This window comes from Arthrobacter sp. Cr_A7 (assembly GCF_029222765.1).
Classification (GTDB): domain Bacteria; phylum Actinomycetota; class Actinomycetes; order Actinomycetales; family Micrococcaceae; genus Arthrobacter.
Genome location: NZ_JARHXQ010000312.1, coordinates 1 through 17,827, shown reverse-complemented (window position 1 = coordinate 17,827; position 17,827 = coordinate 1). Strand labels below are relative to the sequence as shown.

Below are 17,827 nucleotides of genomic sequence, written 5' to 3'. Positions count from 1 at the left end.
CGCATTCAGCCCAGCAGAAATGGACCGGCGCAGCAGGAATGAACCCGGCCGGGCAGAAACGAACAGCGCGGCAGAAATGAAGTCAGCGCAGTAAAGTGTCCAGCAGCCGCGCCGCAACCTTCGCTGTCCGGCCGTCGACGTCGAAGGCGGGGTTGAGCTCCGCGACGTCCAGGTGGAGCAGTTTGCCGCTCCGGGCCACCTGGCGGCAGAGGGCACTGATGACGGGCAGCGGCACGCCATATGCGGCGGGGGCGCTGACCCCGGGAGCCACCGCCGCGGGAAGCACGTCCAGGTCGATGGTCAGGTACAGGACGTCGATGTCCGCCAGGAAGGAGGCCACGAAAGCCCGGACCCGCTCCGCCTCGCAGTCCTCGTCCAGCAGGTAGCGCACGCCCAGCCGCCCTGCGGTGCCGAAAAGCGCCCTGGTGTTGTTGGCTTCGGAAATACCCACCACGGCGTACCGGAAGTCCCGCCCGGCGTGGGCTTCAGCCTTTGCCATCTGGAGGAAGGGTGTCCCGGAGCTGGGAACCGGCTCGTCCCGAAGGTCAAAGTGGGCATCGAGGTTCAGCACGCCCAGCCGCTGGCCGCCCTGGACTGCCTGGGAAGCGCTGACGCCGAGGTAGCTTGCGTAGGCCGTTTCGTGGCCGCCGCCCAGCACCACGGTCAAGTGCCCGGCGTCGAGCAACTCCGTTACCGCATGGCCTGCGCGTTCCTGGCCGTCTTCCAGGTCGCGCCCGGACACCACAACGTCACCTGCGTCCGCGATGGTGCGGTCCAGGTGGAACGCCAGGGGACCCAAAGCCTTCCGCAGGGCGGCGGGTGCCGCGGACGCGCCGGTGCGGCCCTTGTTCCGGCGCACCCCTTCGTCGCTGGCAAAGCCCAGCAGCGCCACGGGCTTGGGAGTATCACTGGTACCTTGGCCGCCGCCGCCGGCATTCCCGGGGACTGCCCCTGGTCCTGCTTGGCCGTACTCTGCCACGGCCTGCCACCAGCGGCGGTGCTCCGGCCCGTCCCCGTCGAACCTTCCCGTCCAGGGCTGGGGCGGGACATCGACGGCGGGGCTCACGGCAGGCATGCCTCAAGCTCACCGCATGAAGGCGGCGAAAACCAGCAGCGCCGCCGTCGTCGTGTCTGGAATCCAAGAACCCCGTCGAAAAACGGCAGGGGCTATGGTGGAGCAATCCCGTTTGGGACCGCAGAACGTTTGCCTGCGCCGGACGGGCGCAATGAACAGTCCGGAGAGCATGCAATGTTTGAAGCCCCCAACCTCCTGTTTGCCGCCGCCGGCGTGGCGGTGTTCATCGCCGCGGTGCTGCCCAAGCTGTTGCGCAACATGCCGTTTTCGATGCCCATGGTCTTCCTCGGAGCCGGAATGGGGGTGTTCGCCCTGATCCCCACGCTTCCCGATCCGGACCCGGTGGCGCACGGCGACTTCGTCCTGCACCTCGCCGAAATCTGCGTCATCATCTCCCTGATGGGCGCGGGGCTGGCCCTGGACCGGCCGGTGGGGCGCAAGGAGTGGTCCACCACGTGGCGGCTCCTGGGGATCGCCATGCCGCTGTGCATTGTGGCGTTGACCTTGCTGGGGCTGTGGTTCCTGGGCCTGGGGCTCGGCGCTGCGCTGCTGGTGGCCTCCAGCCTGGCTCCCACGGACCCCGTCCTGGCGTCGGAGGTGCAGGTGGGGGAGCCGGCAGACCACGACGACGGCGCCAACAAGGAGGATGAGGTGCGGTTCGGCCTCACCTCGGAGGCCGGCCTCAATGACGGACTGGCGTTCCCCTTCGTCTACCTGGCCATCGCCATCAGCATTGCTGGATCGTCCCCGTCCTCGTGGTTTCTGGAATGGTTCGGGGTGGACGTCCTGTGGCGGCTGGCCATCGGCCTGCTGTTGGGCTTCCTGATGGGCAAACTGCTGGGCCGGCTCTTCTTCTCGGCCCGGAAAGAAAGCCTCCGGCTGTCCAACCACTCGGAGGGCTTCGTGGCCCTCGCCGCGACGTTCCTGGCGTACGGGCTGACGGAGATGGTGGAGGGCTACGGCTTCATCGCGGTGTTCGTCTGCGCCGTCACCATCCGGGCCGCAGAGCATACGCACGGCTACCACCGCGTGCTCCATTCCTACGTGGAGCAGCTGGAGCGGCTCCTGACCGTGGTGATTCTGGTCCTGCTCGGCGGCGCCATTGCCCGCGGACTGCTGGCCGGCATCGGACTGGCCGAGGTGCTTGTGGCTCTGGCATTCCTGCTGGTGGTGCGCCCGCTGGCGGGCTGGGTGGGGCTGCTGGGTGGGAAGACCGGCCCGCGTGAGCGGATCGCCCTGTCCTTCTTCGGCATCCGCGGGATCGGGTCACTGTACTACCTCGCCTACGCCCTCGGAAAAGGGCAGTTCGGCGGCCAGGCAGAGTGGCTGTGGGCCTTCGTGGGACTGGTGGTGGCACTATCCATCGTGATCCACGGCGCCACCACCTCGCCCCTGATGAACCGGCTGGACCGGCTTCGCGAGAAGAAGGCCCGTGCCGTTTCAGGGGACGAAGGGCTCGCCCCCAACACCCCGGTATAGCCCGGGAACGGGCTACATCCCCAGGGCAGCCTCGATGGGACCCACCGCGAAGAACAGCAGGAAGGCTCCTGCCACAGCCCACATCAGCGGATGGATGTCCCTGACCCTGCCCTGGACAGTGCGGATCAGCACGTACGCGATGAACCCGGCGCCCAGGCCGTTGGCGATGGAGTAGGTGAAAGGCATGAGGGTGAAGGTGAGGAAGGCCGGGATGGCGATGCCCCAGTCCTGCCAGTCGATCTTGCCCACCTGGGACACCATCATGAAGCCCACCACCACAAGGGCGGGGGCGACGGCTTCGAACGGGACCAGGTTGATGAGCGGGGTGAAGAACATGGCCACCAGGAACAGCAGCCCGGTCACGATCGAGGCGATGCCGGTGCGTGCACCTTCGCCGATGCCGGCGCCGGCTTCCACGTAAATCTGGTTGGAGGACACGGAGGCGCCGCCGCCCACGATCGCGCCCAGCGCGTCCACCTGGAGGACCCGGTCCACGTTGGGAATGTTGCCGTGCTCGTCCACGGTGCCTGCCTCGTTCGCCAGGCCCACCATGGTGCCCATCGCGTCAAAGAAGATGCTGAGCAGGATGACGAAGGCCAGCAGGGTGGCGGCCACGAAGCCCAGGTTGTCGAAGGCGCCGAACGGGTTTGCCTTGCCGATCAGGGAGAGGTCAGGGGCGGCCCATTCCGAGAACGCGGGGGCCACCAGGGACCAGCCCTGGGGGTTAAATTCCTTGCCGGGAACCACGCTGGGTCCGATGTGAAGGGTGAGTTCGAGGATCACCGAGATGACCGTGGAGGTGATGATGCCGATCAGGATGGCGCCTTTGACCTTGCGCACCACCAGGGCGATGGTCAGGACCAGGCCGAACACAAAGACGGCGGTGGGCCAGCCCAGGAGCTTGCCGTCAAAACCCAGGCCCACCGGAACGGTGGTGCCGGCAACATCGGGGATGCGCCTCACAAACCCGGCGTTCACGAGCCCGATCAGCGCGATGAACAGGCCGATGCCCACCACGATGGCGGTCTTGATCCCGTCCGGCACGGCCTTAAAGACGGCCGTTCGGAACCCGGTGAGGACCAGGATCAGCATGGTGACGCCGGAGAGGACCACCAGGCCCATCATGTCCGGCCACGTCAGTCCCGGGTTGGTGGCCACGGTGACGGCAACAAAGGCGTTAACGCCAAGGCCGGTGGCCAGCGCGAAGGGATGCTTTGCCCACGCGCCCATCAGGATGGTGAGGATGCCCGCCACGAACGCCGTGACCGCTGCAACCGCGGGAAAGCCGAGGGTGTTGCCGCTCGAGTCCGGGCCGGAAAGGATCAGGGGGTTCAGCACCACGATGTAGCTCATGGCGAAGAACGTGGCGAAGCCGCCCCGGATCTCGCGGGAGAGGTTGGAGCCGCGCTCGGTGATCTTGAAATACCGGTCCAGGGCAGAGCCTTGCTTAAGCATTAGTCCTCCGGGGAAGTCTGTGGGGATACCTGCATCCTATGGGTGTGACGGCGGGAGGGCCGGCAAATTCCCCTAGTCTGTAAGGAAGCCAACACAAGGAGCAGTCCCGCATGCGTTCCATCCGCCGCCAAATGCTGAGCCTCGTGCTCGGGTCCCTCGTTTTTTCCGCAGCCCTGCTGGGCTTTGCCGGCCCGGCCGCTGCCCACGACGCCGCCGAGTCCAGCAGCCCCGCCCAGGGTGCGTCGGTGCCCAGCCCGCCCGCACAGGTGTCGGTCACCTTCGGCAACAAACCGCTCGGCATCGGCGCCTCCTTCTCGGTCAAGGACGCCTCCGGTGCCGAATGGGCCGACGGGCCGGTTGAGATCGTGGACAACGTGGCGTCGCAGAAGCTCCGGGCGGGCGGCCCGGCCGGTGAATACACGGTGTCCTGGCGGGTGGTCAGCTCCGATTCGCATCCCATCGAAGGTACGTTCGGCTTCACCGCGGCCGGCGCCACGGAGGGATCGGGCCAGGCAACGGCCCCGGCAACGGGTTCGACGGCGGCCGCAACAGTTCCGGGGATGGGCACCGCTGAGCCTGGCGTTACGGCGGAACCGTCCGTACCCGCAAACTCCGGGGAGCCGTTCCAATGGAGCATCGTCATTTTCGCCGCGGTGGCCGTGGGCCTGCTCGCGGTGCTGGCCATCCTGGCGAAGCGCCGTCTGTCCGCCGGCGGCGAAGAGCAGCCGGACGGGAAATAGCCGTACCGGCAGGGCAGGATCACTAGCAGGGCAGGATTGCAAAGCTCCCCGTCGGCGGGAAGGCGGTGCTGTCCGGGTGGACCCTGGCGGAGATGGCCTGGCCAACGGTCTTTGCCTGGCGGAGGACTTCCTTGGGTGACGGCGTGATGAGCTCGCCAACGCCTACCAGGTAGATGCCGATGGCCCGCATGGCGGCGGAAAGGTTGCGGCCGACGGCGATCCCGAAGTCATTGATCATCCGCCGGAGCTGGCTGTGGGCGCAGCGGGTGAGGACGATGTGGTCTGCCACCAGGATGCCGGTGGGGGTGTGGACTTCCCACTGTGGGCCGGCAGCGTCAGCCGGGGCGGGCTCCACCATGGTCAGCTGGACGGCGCGGGTGGTGTTCCGCACGTCCACGTGGTGGCTGGCCGCGTAGTTGCGCAGGTGCCGGAGGATCTCGTTCCGTTCCCGGAGCGTGGCGGAGTCCGCTGCATCGCAGCGCTGCAGTGAAGCTGTGTTGGCAGGCTGGGCCGAGCCCAGTATGTCGAGCCCGTCCACCACGATGGAGTCAATGCCGCGGCGGCGCAGTTCGGCGGCAACGGCCAGGCCGGAGAGGCCCGTGCCAATGATCACGGTGGTGGTCTGTTCGGTCCCGGCACTCCCAGGCATGCTTGACACTACAGTTTCCCTCCTTCGAAAGTTTCGGCAGGTGCCGGCGTCCTCGCCGGCGCGCGTTCCGTATCCCCCAAAGTCCGGCCGCAGCACGTTGGCGGGCACCCCTGACAAGAAGTGGCAGTAGGCGTCCCGGACCAACAATGTCCTGAAGACTACAGAACAATCCGGGTCAGGCATAGCCCAAAACGCAAACATTCTTCTGCAGGTGAACGCGCTTTCCCCAGCACCGCCGGGAGCCTGTGGAAATCTTGTGGATAACCTGCGCTTCCGTGGCCTGAACAGGCTTGCTATGGCACAGCGGACGGAGAATAGTGAGAAGTGGAGGCGGGTTGTTTCCCGGGCGGCTGCGGCTGCCGGCCGGGTGCTTGGGGAACGCCAGGCTTCTGGCAGAATAGCCGCAATATCAGGCAGTAGCGCAAGGAGGCGGCCCCATGGGCGCACGAGAGTTGCATCGGGACCCGGCACGGGACGGCGGTGGCACTTCTGCCGCGCCCGATGGAATCGTTGTGGGCGTTGATGGTTCGGACCATGGCCAGTGCGCCCTGGTGTGGGCAGCACGCGAGGCCCAGCGCCGGCGTCGTCCGTTGCACATCGTCACGGCATACTCCGTGCCGATCTTCGCCGCGTCCGGCCTTGACGGCGGCTACGCCACCGTGGATGACTCCGTGATCCGCGAGGGTGCAGAGGCCATCGTGAAGCAAGCACTTGCAAAAGTTGCCGGGTACGACATCCAGGTGAGCTCCTCCGTGGAGAACGGCGATGCCTCCGGAGTATTGCTGGAAATGTCCGAAACCGCGGAACTGCTGGTGTTCGGCACCAGGGGCCGGGGCGGCTTCGTGGGCCGGCTCCTAGGCTCGGTGAGCAGCGCCCTGCCCGCACACGCCAAATGCCCGACGGTGACGGTGCCGCTGATCTGTTCGGACCGGTTGGGCGAAACAACCGAGGACCGGCGCATCAAGGCTGAACAGGCCAAAGCAGGGCACCAGCGCGTGGAGAACGTGGTGGTGGTCGGCGTTGACGGCTCGGAACAGGCACGGGTTGCCGTGCTGGAAGCTGCAGACCAGGCTGAACGGCTGGGCGCGGCGTTGCGTGTGGTGTGCGCGGTGCCCCAGTACAGCGGATCGCTCGCCTGGGTGCCCGCTCCGATGGACCGCAAGGCCCTCTTCGCGGACATCCAGGTAACGCTGGACGCCGGCATGTCCTGGCTGCGGAGCCATTACCCCGGCCTTTCGGCGGAGTCGGAATTGCGGGACGGCTCGCCCGTGGACGTGCTGGTTGGGGAAAGCAGGCACGTTGAGCTTGTGGTGGTGGGCACCCGCGGCCGCGGCGGGTTCACCGGGATGCTCCTGGGGTCAACCTCCGACGGCGTGCTCCACCATGCCAAGGGCCCGGTGATGGTGGTTCCGGACCGCGAAGACCCCCGCCTCGCCGACCGCGCCCGCTTCGGGCCGATCCTCGGCGACGCCGCCTAAGACGGCAGGCACCCGGCCACCAGGGAAGGCACGCACATGCAACGGCCGGAGAAGGCTGAGGAGAGTACCGGTGACGGCCTGGTCCGGAACCTGCGCTCCCTTGATGCCGGAATGCTCGCCCTCGTGGGAGGCAAGGCCGCCAACCTGGGCGAGCTGATGGCAGCCGGGCTGCCGGTGCCGGACGGCTTTTGCCTCACCACTGATGCCTACCGGCACATCACCGGGGCCCCGCACAACCTGCTCCCGGCGCTCGCCGGGATCCATGCCGCCCTGAAGCCGGGCTTCGGAAGTGGTACTCCTGCGCTTGCCGGCCTGGCGGCTGCTGCCCGCAGCGCCATCCAGGAGGCACCCATTCCGTCCGGCATAGCCGCCGCAGTGGAACAGGCCTACAACAGCCTTGGGCCGGAGGTGCCCGTGGCGGTAAGGTCCTCGGCCACGGCGGAAGACCTTCCCTTCGCGAGCTTTGCCGGGCAGCAGGACACCTACCTCAACGTGGTGGGCGCGGGTCCCGTCCTGGAAGCAGTCCGGAAGTGCTGGGCTTCGCTGTGGACGGACCGGGCCACCGCCTACAGGGCCAGCCTCGGGATTGATCCTGACGACGTCGCCCTGGCAGTGGTTGTCCAGCAGATGGTGGACGTGGAAGCGGCAGGCGTCCTGTTCACTGCCAATCCTGTGACCGGACGCAGGGGGCACGCCGTCATCGATGCCAGCCCGGGCCTGGGCGAGGCGGTGGTTTCGGGGGCGGTCAATCCGGACCATTACGTCGTGGACTCAGCTGCCGGCCGGGTTGTCGAGCGGAAACTGGGCGACAAACGGGTGGCTGTCCTGGCCCTTCCCGGCGGCGGGACCGAGACCGTTGACCTGCCACCCGCGCCGGATTCTTCCTGCCTTTCCGACGCCCAGGCGACCGGACTGGCCCGCCTGGGACAGCAGGCAGAGCAGTATTTCGGTGCGCCGCAGGACATCGAGTGGGCCATCGACCATAACGGCACCCTGTGGCTGACGCAGTCAAGGCCCATCACCACGCTGTATCCGGTGCCTGCACGCAACGGAACCACCCAGGCCAACGGCAACGGCAACGCCGGCGGCACCAGGGCGTACCTCTGCTTCAGCCTTGCCCAGGGCCTGACCCGTCCCCTGACGCCGATGGGACGCGCCTCCCTGCGGCTCATAGCTTCCTCGGTCGCCGGAGCGGCGGGCTTCAGGGTTCCCGACCCGCGGCGCGGACCGTCCCCCTATGCCGAAGCCGGGCAGCGCATCTACATCGACGCCACCACTCCACTGCGGAGCACCGTGGGCCGGCAGATCCTGCCCCGCGTCTTCGACATCATGGAGGCCCGCTCCGCCACCGTCCTGCGGCAACTTTTTGACGATCCGGCCTTTTCCGTGACGCGCAGGACCCCCTGGGGGCTGCTCCGCCACGTCGTGCCCGCAGCGGCCCGCGCCAAAGCTCCGGAATCGGTCCTCCGCGGACTGGTCCGGCCTGCTGCTGCCCTCCGGCGGATGGAGAGGTTCACGGACGAATTCGACGCCGCGCTGGCGCTGCCGGGTGACGCCGGACCCGGGGAACGCCTCGACCACGCCGAAAGGCTCCTGCAGACGCGCTTGTTCGCGATCGTTCCCGCCATCCTGCCGTTGCCGGCGCTGGGATTCGCCATGCTGGCAGTGGCAGGCAAACTGCTGGGCGGGAACCGGTGGGACGAACTTCAGCCGGTGCTCCGCGGCCTGCCCAACAACGTGACCACCGAAATGGACCTTGAGCTGTGGCACCTTGCCGCGGCCATCAGGGACGACGCCGAATTCAGCGCGGCCCTGTTGACCCAGGACCCGTCCCGCCTTGCCCGGGAGTTCCTTGCCGGACGCGTGCCGCCACGCCTGGAGGCCGGCCTCACCAGGTTCCTGGACCGGTACGGGCACCGCGCCGTTGCCGAGATCGACGTCGGGATGCCCCGCTGGTCCGATGACCCTGCCCACATCCTTGGGGTCCTGGCCAACTATCTCCGGCTGGAGGATCCTGGGCTTGCCCCCGACGTCCAGTTCAGCAAGGCCGCAGAGGTAGCCGATGCGCAGGTGGAACGCCTCGTCGGCCAGGCCCGGGCCCGCAGCGCCGTCCACGCCGTGCTGGTCCGCGGAGCCCTGCGCAGGGCGCGGCTGTTCGCCGGGCTCCGGGAGCTGCCCAAGTACCAGCTGGTGCTGGGCCTCGCCGAGGTCCGCCGGCAAGTCCTGCACGTGGGCAGCGCGCTCACCGCCGCCGGCGTCCTGGGGCAGCCGGACGACATCTTCTTCCTCGACTTCGACGAAGCCCGGACGGCAGTAACCCGGCAGACGGGAACGGGCGATGCCGGCGGCACGGGCGCAACAGCCGAAGCGGGAAACATGCGGAACCTTGTGGCGGAACGGCGCGAGGCGTACGCCCGGGAACTCGGGCGGCGGCACATTCCCCGGGTGCTGCTTTCGGACGGCACGGAACCCGAGGCACTCCGGCCTGCAGCGGAAAGCACTGTTGCCGGCGCGCTGGCGGGAAGGCCCGCGTCGGCCGGGTCCGTTACCGCTGCCGCCCGGGTCATCCTGGACCCGGTGGGCGCCCACCTGGAACCCGGCGAAATCCTGGTTGCCCCGTCCACGGACCCCGGCTGGACGCCGCTGTTCCTGACGGCGGGCGGGCTGGTGATGGAAATGGGCGGTCCGAATTCCCATGGTGCCGTGGTGGCGCGGGAATACGGCATTCCTGCCGTGGTGGGGGTGCCGGATGCCACGGCCAGGATCGCCACGGGGGAGAGAATAACGGTCGACGGCGGGGCGGGGACAGTAGTGCCTGCGTGACCTTCCGGAAGCCCTGAAGGTGGGGGATTGGAGCGCGTGTCTACCCGCCGTTGCAGGCGTACCCTTGAGCTATGGGCTCCGACATCATGGGCTCCGGCGGCAGGTTCAACCGGCGGAGTACGCCCGGCACCAGGCGTGCATGGCTGCGGTGGGTGCCTGCCGTGGCAGCACCTGCAGTAATCGCCGCCGGCGTCCTGGCGGGGACCATTCCGGCGCGGGCCGGTGATCCCCTGCCCGCCAAGACTCCCGCTGAAGTCCTGGCGCTGCTCGGCGGGCACGACGGAGGGCACAAACCGCACTCGTTCTCGGGCACCATCGAGCAGTCCTCCGACCTTGGCCTGCCGGAGCTGCCCGCTGCCGGGCCCAGCTCAGGACCCGCATCTGCCGGCGGCGCAGCCTCGGTGTTCGAGTTGCTCTCCGGAGGGCACACCGCAAGGGTCTACGTGGACGGTAAAACCAAGGTCCGGATCCAGGTCATGGACCGGCTGGCTGAACGCGACATCATCCGCCGGGACAGCGACCTGTGGTTCTACTCCTCCAGGGACAACTCCGCAGCGCACCTGACCCTGCCGGCATTCGCCCGCGACCTGCCGCTTGTTGATCCCGGACTTCCGGGAAGTCCGCCCCCGGACCAGCCTGCAACGGTGCCGGCTGTACCGGAGCCTGCTGTACCGGACCAGTCAATGCCGGACCACGCGATACCGGACGGCGCCATGCCAGCCACGCCCCAAGAACTCGCCGAGCACCTGCTGGCCAAGGTGGAGCCCACCACGGCGGTGCGGGTCGGGGACGACGTGGAAGTGGCCGGACGCGCGGCCTACAACCTGATACTTGAGCCGCGCACGGACGCCACCCTGGTGGGCAACGTGGCCATCGCGGTGGACGGGGAAACCGGAATGCCGCTGTCCGTCCAGGTGACCGCACGCGGTGCGGACTCGCCGTCCTTCCGTGCCGGCTTCACCAGCCTTTCCCTTGAAGCTCCGGACGATTCGCTCTTCACCTTCGTCCCGCCACCGGGCAGCACGGTGGAGGAACTGCAGGTTCCGGCCACCGGGTGGCCGCCCGGCATCCGCAACCCTGGCATGATGATCACCCCGGACCAACTGGATGCCATCCACCAGCATCCGGCCCCGCCCACAGTGACGGGGAAGGGCTGGGAAACTGTGGTGGGAATCCCTGCCGCGGCAGCGGGCGGTAGTGTCGCCGGCTCCCTGCTGAAGGATCCACTCCTGTCCCAGGCCGCCGTCGTCGTACCGGGCGGGCGGCTGCTGTCCACCACGCTCTTCAACGTTCTCATCACCGACGACGGCCGCATCTTTGCGGGTATGGTGCCGCCGGACAGGCTGCAGGCAGCCGCGTCGGCGGTTCCGTGAACCCTGCGGGCGGAAGCTCCCGCCCCGGGACTGACGGACTGGCCATCGAGACGCAGGGCCTGACGAAGCGTTTCGGCCAGCAGGTTGCGGTGGACGCCGTGGATCTTGCCGTGCCGCCCGGCTCCGTGTTCGGTTTCCTGGGCCCCAACGGGTCCGGCAAGACCACCACCATCCGGATGCTGCTGGGCCTGGCGGCGGCGTCGGCGGGAACGGTCAGCCTGCTGGGGATGGACATGCCGCGCCGGTTCCAGGACGTGCTGCCCCGGGTGGGCGCGCTGGTGGAGGGGCCGGCGTTCTACCCCTTTCTGTCCGGAGCGGCCAACCTCCACCGCCTGGACGCCGCCGGCCGCCACACCGTGCCGTCCACACGCAAGGCCAGGGTGGACCGGGCGCTGGAACGTGTGGGGTTGTCGCACGCAGCAGGAAAAAAGGTCCACGCCTACTCGCTGGGCATGAAGCAGCGGCTGGGCATCGCCAACGCCCTGCTGTCCCACCGGGACCTGCTGGTCCTGGACGAGCCGACCAACGGGCTGGACCCGCAGGGCACCCGCGAAGTACGCAACCTGGTCCGGTCTCTGGCCCACGACGGCGCCACTGTCTTTGTCTCCAGCCATCTGTTGGCGGAGGTGGAGCAGATGTGCACGCACGCCGCCGTCATGAGTGCCGGCCGGCTGGTGGCGCAGGGGCCGCTGGCCGACCTGCGGAGGGCGGGCAGCGCCCGGATCAGGCTGCTGACACCTGACGCCGGGGCGGCCCGTCCGGTCCTGGCCGGGCTTGGCCTGGAAGTGGAGGCAGGCGGCGTCCAGGCCGACGGCGAGATCCTCCTGGCTGACCTGGCCTCCCCTGGAGGTGGTGCTGACGGCCGCCTTTCGGAGGACATTGTGGGGCACCTGGTGGCGGCGGGGGTCCGGGTCAGGGGATTTGCCGTCGAACGCGAAAGCCTGGAAGACCGTTTTGTTGCCTTGACGGGGGAGGGGTTCGACGTTGCCCAGTAGTGTCCCGGCGGACGTCCCGGGAGTGGCCTTACGACCGGCCGGGGTGCCCCGCGGGTCCGCGTTTTCGCTGATGCTGTCTGAACTAAGAGTGTTGTTTGCGCGCCGCCGCACCTGGGCGCTGTTGCTGGCGCTCGCGGCCATACCTGTGCTGGTGGCCGTTGCGGTGCGGGTGTCCTCCTCCGTCCCGCCGGGCCGTGGCCCTGCTTTCCTTGACCGGATCAGCCAGAACGGCCTGTTCGTCGCCTTTACCGCGATGCTGGTTTCGGTCCCCTTGTTCCTGCCGCTTACGGTGGGGGTGGTTGCCGGGGACACGATTGCGGGCGAGGCGAACCTGGGAACGCTGAGGTACCTGCTGGTTGCACCTGCCGGGCGGGTGCGGCTGCTGCTGGTCAAGTACGCGGGGGCGCTCGCATTCTGCCTGGTGGCACCCCTCACCGTGGCCGTTGCCGGTGCGGCCATCGGCGCGGCGCTGTTTCCGGTAGGGCCGGTGACACTGCTGTCCGGCGACCTGATCCAGCCGCCGGAGGCTGCCGTCCGCATTCTCCTGATTGCCGCCTACCTTGCGGTGTCCCTGGCAGGCCTGTCCGCCATCGGGCTGTTCCTCTCAACCCTGACCGTGGTCCCGGTTGGCGCGATGGCCGCCACCGTGGTGGTCACGGTGGTGTCCCAGGTCCTGGACCAGCTGCCCCAGCTGGAGTGGCTGCACCCATGGCTGTTCAGCCACTATTGGTTCGGCTTTGGCGACATGCTCCGCCAGCCGGTCCTGTGGGACACGTTCGCCAGCAACGCGCTGCTGCAGGCCGGTTACATCACCGTGTTCGGGGCGCTCGCGTACGGGCGGATGGTCACCAAGGACGTCCTGAGCTGAGCCGCACCAGCCGTGTTGCCGAACTGGCCGTTTTGAAGAACTACGCGTGCTGGTGCGCCTCATGCTCGGAATGGCTCGCAGGTTCCAGCTGGAAGGTGCAGTGGTCGGTGTCGAAATGCGAGCCCAGGCAGGTGATGAGCTTGTCCAGCAGCTGGTCGGCGCCGCGGGCGTTGAGCACCCCGTCCTCCACCACCACATGGGCGGAAAAGACCGGCACGCCGGACGTGATGGTCCAGATGTGGATATCGTGCACGTCGGTGACCCCGTCCACGGACAGGATGTGCTCACGGATCATCTGCACCTCCACGCCCTTGGGGCTGGCTTCCAGCAGCACATCCACCACGTCGCGCAGCAGGCTCCAGGCCCGGGGAAGGATCAGCAGGGCGATCACCACGGACGCGATGGTATCCGCGGCGTTGAATCCGGTCAGCATGATCACCACGGCCGCGGCGATGACGGCGAAGGAGCCCAGCAGGTCGCCCAGGACCTCCAGGTAGGCGCCGCGCACGTTCAGGCTTTCATGATGGGCGCCATGCAGGATCAGCAGTGACACGATGTTCGCGATGGCGCCGAGGATGGCCGCGAACAGCATGATGTCGGTCTGCACTTCCGGGGCGGCCCCGATCCGCCGGATTGCCTCCGAAAAGATGACCACGGAGATCACGATCAGGATCAGCGCGTTGGCCAGTGCAGCGAGGACTTCGGCCCGCTGGTACCCGTACGTGCGCTGGTCGCTGGCTGGCCGGCCGGCGATCCAGGATGCGAGCAGGGCAATGGTTACGCCGGCCGCGTCCGACAGCATGTGCCCGGCGTCAGCCAGCAGGGACAGTGAGCCGGACAGGATGGCACCGGCAACCTGGACCGCCACCACGGACAGCGTGATCACAAGCACGGCTACGAGCCGTTTCCGGTGCCGCCCGGTGGCGGTGATGCCGTGCGTGTGGCTGTGGTCGTGTCCCATGCCTACAAGGCTAGCCCCAGCCCAGCTCATGCAGCCGGTCATCAGAAATGCCGAAGTGGTGGGCGATCTCATGAACCACTGTCACCGCCACTTCGTGGATGACGTCCTCCCGGGACGCACAGATCTCCAGGATGGGTTCGCGGAAGATGGTGATCCGGTCCGGCAGCGAGCCGGCGTCCCACCAGGAATCCCGTTCGGTGAGGGGCACGCCTTCATAAACTCCCAGCAGGACTGTGTCCGGGTCCTCACCCGGCCCCGGCACGTAGTCGTCCTCGATGAACACGGCCACGTTGTCCATGGCGCGGGCCAGCTTGTCCGGGATGCTGTCCAGGGCATCTGACACCGCGGCTTCGAAGTCGTGGGCGGACATCCTGAAGCCGAGCGGTTCGTGGGGTCCCTCCGGAATGATGGGGAGGCCGGGCGGGAGGCTGGCAGGCATACCTCGACTTTAGTCCCGAACGAGCCCCTGCCGGATCCGCGCCTTGCGGCCGGCGCCCGGGCGTGAACGGCGCCGGGTGAGGCTCACTCCCACCAGGCAGATGAGGCCGCCCACCAGGCCCAGGGCAGTGGGGATTTCTCCCAGCAGGAGCCACGAAATCAGGACCGTGGTGCCGGGCACCAGGTAGGTGGTGGCGGCGAGTTTGCCCGCGTCAATGAGCGAGAGGGCGTAGGCCCAGGTGGTAAAGGCGATGGCGGTGGGAAAAATCCCCAGATACACCAGCCCGGCCGTCGCCCCGGGCGGGGCGGCCTGCACCTCGGCTGCCAGTTGCCCTGCGAAGGGCAGGCAGCAGACCGCACCCACCAGGATCCCGAACCACGTGGCCTGGGCCGCGGGGAACTTCCGCAGGACAGGCTTCTGGATGATGACGCTGACCGCGGCGAGTACGGCGGCCAGGAGGCAAAGCGCCACACCCGCCATCTCCGCCGTCGTGCTTTCCCCTCCGCCGGACACCGGCATGGTTCCCGGCCCGGACGCCGCCCCCTGCCCGGATCCCAGGGCGATCAGCGCAACCCCGGCGAACGCCACGGTGCTTCCGATCAGCAGCCACCTGGGGAAGCCCTCCTTCAGGAAGATGCCGGCCATGATGGCCACCAGGATGGGGTTGACGTTGATCAGCAAAGCGCTGGTGCCGGCGTCCAGGACATGTTCGGCGGCGTTCAGCGCCACGTTGTACCCGCCGAACCACATCACGCCGTAAGCAAGGATGGGCCACCACTCGCGCCCTTTCGGCAGGTGCCGGCTCTTCAGGAGCTGCGGCAGGACCAGCAGGGACAGTACGACGGCGGCAATCGCCAGCCTGCCAAGCGTTAGGGAGCCTGGGGAGAAGTGCGGGCCGATGGCCCGGATTCCCACGAAGGCGGATGCCCACAGCACCACGGTAACCACCATCGCTGCCACGCCCAGCGCCTTCAGCGGTGCGGCCTGGCCGGCAGGTGCGGGAACGGAAGTGCTGGCGGGGGTGGTTGACGGCATGAAGCCAATGTATCCGGGCGCAGGAGCTGCAGGCTGGCGGAAATCGGCCACGTCTGGTCAACTTCCTGCCAAAGTTGCGCGGCGCTTGGGCAAGGGCAGCCTGCCGGCTCGGTTAGGATGCGGGATATGGTCTCAAGCCCTGCTCCTCCCCGTGATGCCGCACGCCTCGTCAGGACAATCATCTGGATCGTCCTGGCCCTCGTCGTGGCAGGCGGCGTCGCCTGGTATGCCTTCTTCGGAGCCGGGAAGCCGCAGCAGGCCGCCCCGCCGGTCCCCGGCTCGGAGCAGCTGGTCCGGGCGGACAGCCACCGGCTTACCACGCCCTCGGTGGAGAAAGCCCAGCTGGTGGAGTTCCTCGACTTCGAGTGCCCGTCCTGCGGCTCCATCCATCCCGTGGTGGAGCAGCTCAAGGCGGAGTTCGGGGACCGCATCACGTTCGTCCACCGGCATTTCCCGTTGTCGATGCACCCGAATTCCGGGCAGGCTGCCCTGGCCGCCGAGGCCGCGGGGCAGCAGGGCCAGTACCAGCAGATGGCCAACCGGCTGTTTGAAACGCAGTCCCAGTGGGCGGGGAGCCAGCAGTCGCAGGCGCCGTTGTTCCGCACTTATGCCGAGGAGCTGGGGCTCGATCTTGCCCTGTTCGACGCCGCGGTGGCCGACCAGAAGACCGAGGACCGGATCCTGGCCGACATCGCCGACGGCAAGGCGCTGGGCGTGAGCGGTACACCCACTTTCTTCCTGAACGGGGAAAAGCTGACGCTGTCCACGCAGGCGGACTTCCGGCAGAAGCTGGCTGACGCGGCGAAGTAGCGTTCCTCTGCCGCGCCGGTCGCCTGGGAAGCAGGTTACGTCGCGGCTGCCCAGTCCAGCAGGCGCTCCACCGGCCAGGTGGTGATGATGCGCTCAGCCGGGACCTCGTTCCGTGCGGCCCGCTCCGCGCCGTATTGCAGGAAGTCCAGCTGTCCCGGCGCGTGGGCGTCGCTGTCGATCGAGAACAGGCACCCGGCTTCCAGCGCGAGCTGGATCAGTGCATCCGGCGGGTCCTGCCGCTCCGGCCGGGAATTGATTTCCACCGCCACGTTGTACTCGGCGCAGGCGGCAAAGACCTCCTTGGCGTCGAACTCGGACGGCGGGCGGGTTCCCCGCGACCCCTCCACCAGGCGTCCCGTGCAGTGGCCCAGGACGTTGGTGTGCCGTGCCTGGATGCCTCCGAGCATCCGCCGGGTCATGGTCTTCCGGTCCGCCCGGAGCTTGGAATGGACGCTGGCCACCACGATGTCCAGGCGGTCCAGCAGGCCGGGTTCCTGGTCCAGCTCGCCCGACTCGAGGATGTCCACTTCAATGCCGGTCAACAGCCGCACCCTGCTGTCCGGGTTCCCGCTGCCGGACTGCCCGTTGGCATTGATTTCCGCCACCACGTCCAGCTGCCGCGTGAGCCGTTCCGGCGAGAGCCCGTTGGCGATGGTGAGGTTCGGTGAGTGGTCGGTGAGCGCCAGGTATTCCCGCCCCAGCACCCCGGCGGCCGCCACCATCAGCTCGATGGGGGAGCCGCCGTCGGACCAGTCGCTGTGGCTGTGCAGGTCCCCGCGCAGTTCGTTCCGGATCGCGGCGCCGCCGGTTGCCAGAGGCTGAACGCCCTTCTCCCGGAGGTCGGCCAGGTAGTCCGGGACCCCGCCGCCCACTGCCTGCTGGATGACCTGGTAGGTCCGGTCGCCGATGCCCTTCATGGATTTCAGCCGCCCGGTGCGGGCACGCTCCGCCACCTCCTCCGGCGGCAGCGGGCTGATGGCCGCGGCGGCCTTGCGGAAGGCCTGGACCTTGAAGGTGGCGGCGCGTCCGCGCTCCAGCCAGAAAGCAATCTCGTTGAGTGCTGCAACGGCATCCATCAGTCCATCTTCACCTGTTCTCCCTGTTCAGGCACGGTGTTTTGGGCCGATTTTGGAATATCCCGGACTAGGCCCTATAGTTTTAGAGTCCAGTTCGGAGAAACGCAAAGGACAAAGACGGAAAGCCTCGCTTTACGCCTTTTATTTTGTTCCGAACGGGTCCTGGCCCCCATCGTCTAGCGGCCTAGGACACCGCCCTTTCACGGCGGCGGCACGGGTTCGAATCCCGTTGGGGGTACGCAAGGAACTGGTCAAACAGACTAAAAAAGTCTGGTAGGCTGGAAGCCTTGAAAAAAGCGGTAGAGATACTGCAAATGCAAGAAACGCAAGGCCCTGTAGCGCAGTTGGTTAGCGCGCCGCCCTGTCACGGCGGAGGTCGCGGGTTCAAGTCCCGTCAGGGTCGCTCTGATTGTTGGAAGCAATTCCGGCTGTCATGGTGACTAGTCACCTAGGCTCTGTAGCTCAGTTGGTAGAGCGTTCGACTGAAAATCGAAAGGTCACCGGATCGACGCCGGTCGGAGCCACCACTGGGAAGCACCAGTTCTTCGGAACTGGTGCTTTTCTTCATTTA

Annotated in this window: 15 protein-coding genes and 3 tRNA genes; 11 read left to right on the top strand and 7 right to left on the bottom strand. The window is 67.7% G+C overall.

Annotation, left to right across the window (positions count from 1 at the left end; genetic code table 11):
- Positions 1-82 precede the first annotated feature (82 nt).
- Positions 83-1,075 (bottom strand): formimidoylglutamase, encoded by a 993-nt coding sequence (gene hutG, locus P2Q66_RS19090; protein ID WP_275730662.1) that lies wholly within the window; start codon positions 1,073-1,075, stop codon positions 83-85.
- Positions 1,076-1,249: 174 nt separating this feature from the next.
- On the opposite strand from hutG, the gene P2Q66_RS19085 reads away from it, so the two are divergent.
- Positions 1,250-2,554 (top strand): cation:proton antiporter, encoded by a 1,305-nt coding sequence (locus P2Q66_RS19085; RefSeq protein WP_079598385.1) that lies wholly within the window; start codon positions 1,250-1,252, stop codon positions 2,552-2,554.
- A gap of 12 nt (positions 2,555-2,566) precedes the next feature.
- On the opposite strand, the gene P2Q66_RS19080 is transcribed toward P2Q66_RS19085, so the two are convergent.
- Positions 2,567-4,009, bottom strand: a complete 1,443-nt coding sequence (locus tag P2Q66_RS19080) for an NCS2 family permease (protein ID WP_079598386.1) — start codon at positions 4,007-4,009, stop codon at positions 2,567-2,569.
- A gap of 110 nt (positions 4,010-4,119) precedes the next feature.
- Here P2Q66_RS19080 and P2Q66_RS19075 point away from each other — a divergent pair, with 110 nt between their 5' ends.
- Positions 4,120-4,749 (top strand): copper resistance CopC family protein, encoded by a 630-nt coding sequence (locus P2Q66_RS19075; RefSeq protein WP_275730657.1) that lies wholly within the window; start codon positions 4,120-4,122, stop codon positions 4,747-4,749.
- A 22-nt stretch (positions 4,750-4,771) separates the two neighbouring features.
- Here P2Q66_RS19075 and P2Q66_RS19070 read toward each other — a convergent pair whose 3' ends face one another.
- Complete coding sequence (locus tag P2Q66_RS19070) at positions 4,772-5,398, bottom strand: NAD(P)-binding protein (RefSeq protein WP_275730693.1); 627 nt, start codon at positions 5,396-5,398, stop codon at positions 4,772-4,774.
- A gap of 437 nt (positions 5,399-5,835) precedes the next feature.
- Between P2Q66_RS19070 and P2Q66_RS19065 the strand changes: the two genes are divergently transcribed.
- From P2Q66_RS19065 to P2Q66_RS19045, 5 genes are all read left to right on the top strand, one after another.
- Positions 5,836-6,876 carry a universal stress protein gene (locus P2Q66_RS19065; protein WP_275730655.1) on the top strand — a complete coding sequence of 347 codons (1,041 nt, stop codon included), beginning with the start codon at positions 5,836-5,838 and terminating at the stop codon, positions 6,874-6,876.
- Positions 6,877-6,912: 36 nt separating this feature from the next.
- Positions 6,913-9,699, top strand: a complete 2,787-nt coding sequence (locus P2Q66_RS19060; RefSeq protein WP_275730653.1) for a PEP/pyruvate-binding domain-containing protein — start codon at positions 6,913-6,915, stop codon at positions 9,697-9,699.
- A gap of 71 nt (positions 9,700-9,770) precedes the next feature.
- Positions 9,771-11,072: a hypothetical protein gene (locus P2Q66_RS19055; RefSeq protein ID WP_275730651.1), complete on the top strand. Its 1,302-nt coding sequence runs from the start codon at positions 9,771-9,773 to the stop codon at positions 11,070-11,072.
- Positions 11,069-12,067 (top strand): ABC transporter ATP-binding protein, encoded by a 999-nt coding sequence (locus P2Q66_RS19050; RefSeq protein WP_275730649.1) that lies wholly within the window; start codon positions 11,069-11,071, stop codon positions 12,065-12,067. The genes P2Q66_RS19055 and P2Q66_RS19050 overlap by 4 nt, the downstream gene beginning before the upstream one ends.
- A gap of 70 nt (positions 12,068-12,137) precedes the next feature.
- Positions 12,138-12,935: an ABC transporter permease gene (locus P2Q66_RS19045; protein ID WP_275730647.1), complete on the top strand. Its 798-nt coding sequence runs from the start codon at positions 12,138-12,140 to the stop codon at positions 12,933-12,935.
- 40 nt (positions 12,936-12,975) lie between these two features.
- Here P2Q66_RS19045 and P2Q66_RS19040 read toward each other — a convergent pair whose 3' ends face one another.
- The 3 genes from P2Q66_RS19040 to P2Q66_RS19030 are packed head-to-tail and all read right to left on the bottom strand — an operon-like array spanning position 12,976 to position 15,370.
- Positions 12,976-13,896 (bottom strand): cation diffusion facilitator family transporter, encoded by a 921-nt coding sequence (locus P2Q66_RS19040; protein WP_275730645.1) that lies wholly within the window; start codon positions 13,894-13,896, stop codon positions 12,976-12,978.
- 10 nt (positions 13,897-13,906) lie between these two features.
- A complete protein-coding gene (locus P2Q66_RS19035) occupies positions 13,907-14,335 on the bottom strand; it encodes a metallopeptidase family protein (RefSeq protein WP_275730643.1) in 429 nt (142 codons plus the stop codon).
- Between the two features lie 9 nt (positions 14,336-14,344).
- Entirely contained in the window at positions 14,345-15,370 is a 1,026-nt protein-coding gene (locus tag P2Q66_RS19030; protein WP_275730641.1) for a DMT family transporter, read from the bottom strand.
- Positions 15,371-15,496: 126 nt separating this feature from the next.
- On the opposite strand from P2Q66_RS19030, the gene P2Q66_RS19025 reads away from it, so the two are divergent.
- Entirely contained in the window at positions 15,497-16,180 is a 684-nt protein-coding gene (locus P2Q66_RS19025; protein WP_275730639.1) for a thioredoxin domain-containing protein, read from the top strand.
- 35 nt (positions 16,181-16,215) lie between these two features.
- Here P2Q66_RS19025 and P2Q66_RS19020 read toward each other — a convergent pair whose 3' ends face one another.
- Positions 16,216-17,256 (bottom strand): PHP domain-containing protein, encoded by a 1,041-nt coding sequence (locus P2Q66_RS19020; RefSeq protein WP_275730636.1) that lies wholly within the window; start codon positions 17,254-17,256, stop codon positions 16,216-16,218.
- 165 nt (positions 17,257-17,421) lie between these two features.
- Here P2Q66_RS19020 and P2Q66_RS19015 point away from each other — a divergent pair.
- The 3 genes from P2Q66_RS19015 (at position 17,422) to P2Q66_RS19005 (ending at position 17,783) form a co-directional block, all read left to right on the top strand.
- Positions 17,422-17,494: transfer RNA gene (locus tag P2Q66_RS19015), tRNA-Glu, on the top strand.
- 91 nt (positions 17,495-17,585) lie between these two features.
- Positions 17,586-17,659: transfer RNA gene (locus P2Q66_RS19010), tRNA-Asp, on the top strand.
- A 48-nt stretch (positions 17,660-17,707) separates the two neighbouring features.
- Positions 17,708-17,783: transfer RNA gene (locus P2Q66_RS19005), tRNA-Phe, on the top strand.
- Positions 17,784-17,827 lie beyond the last annotated feature (44 nt).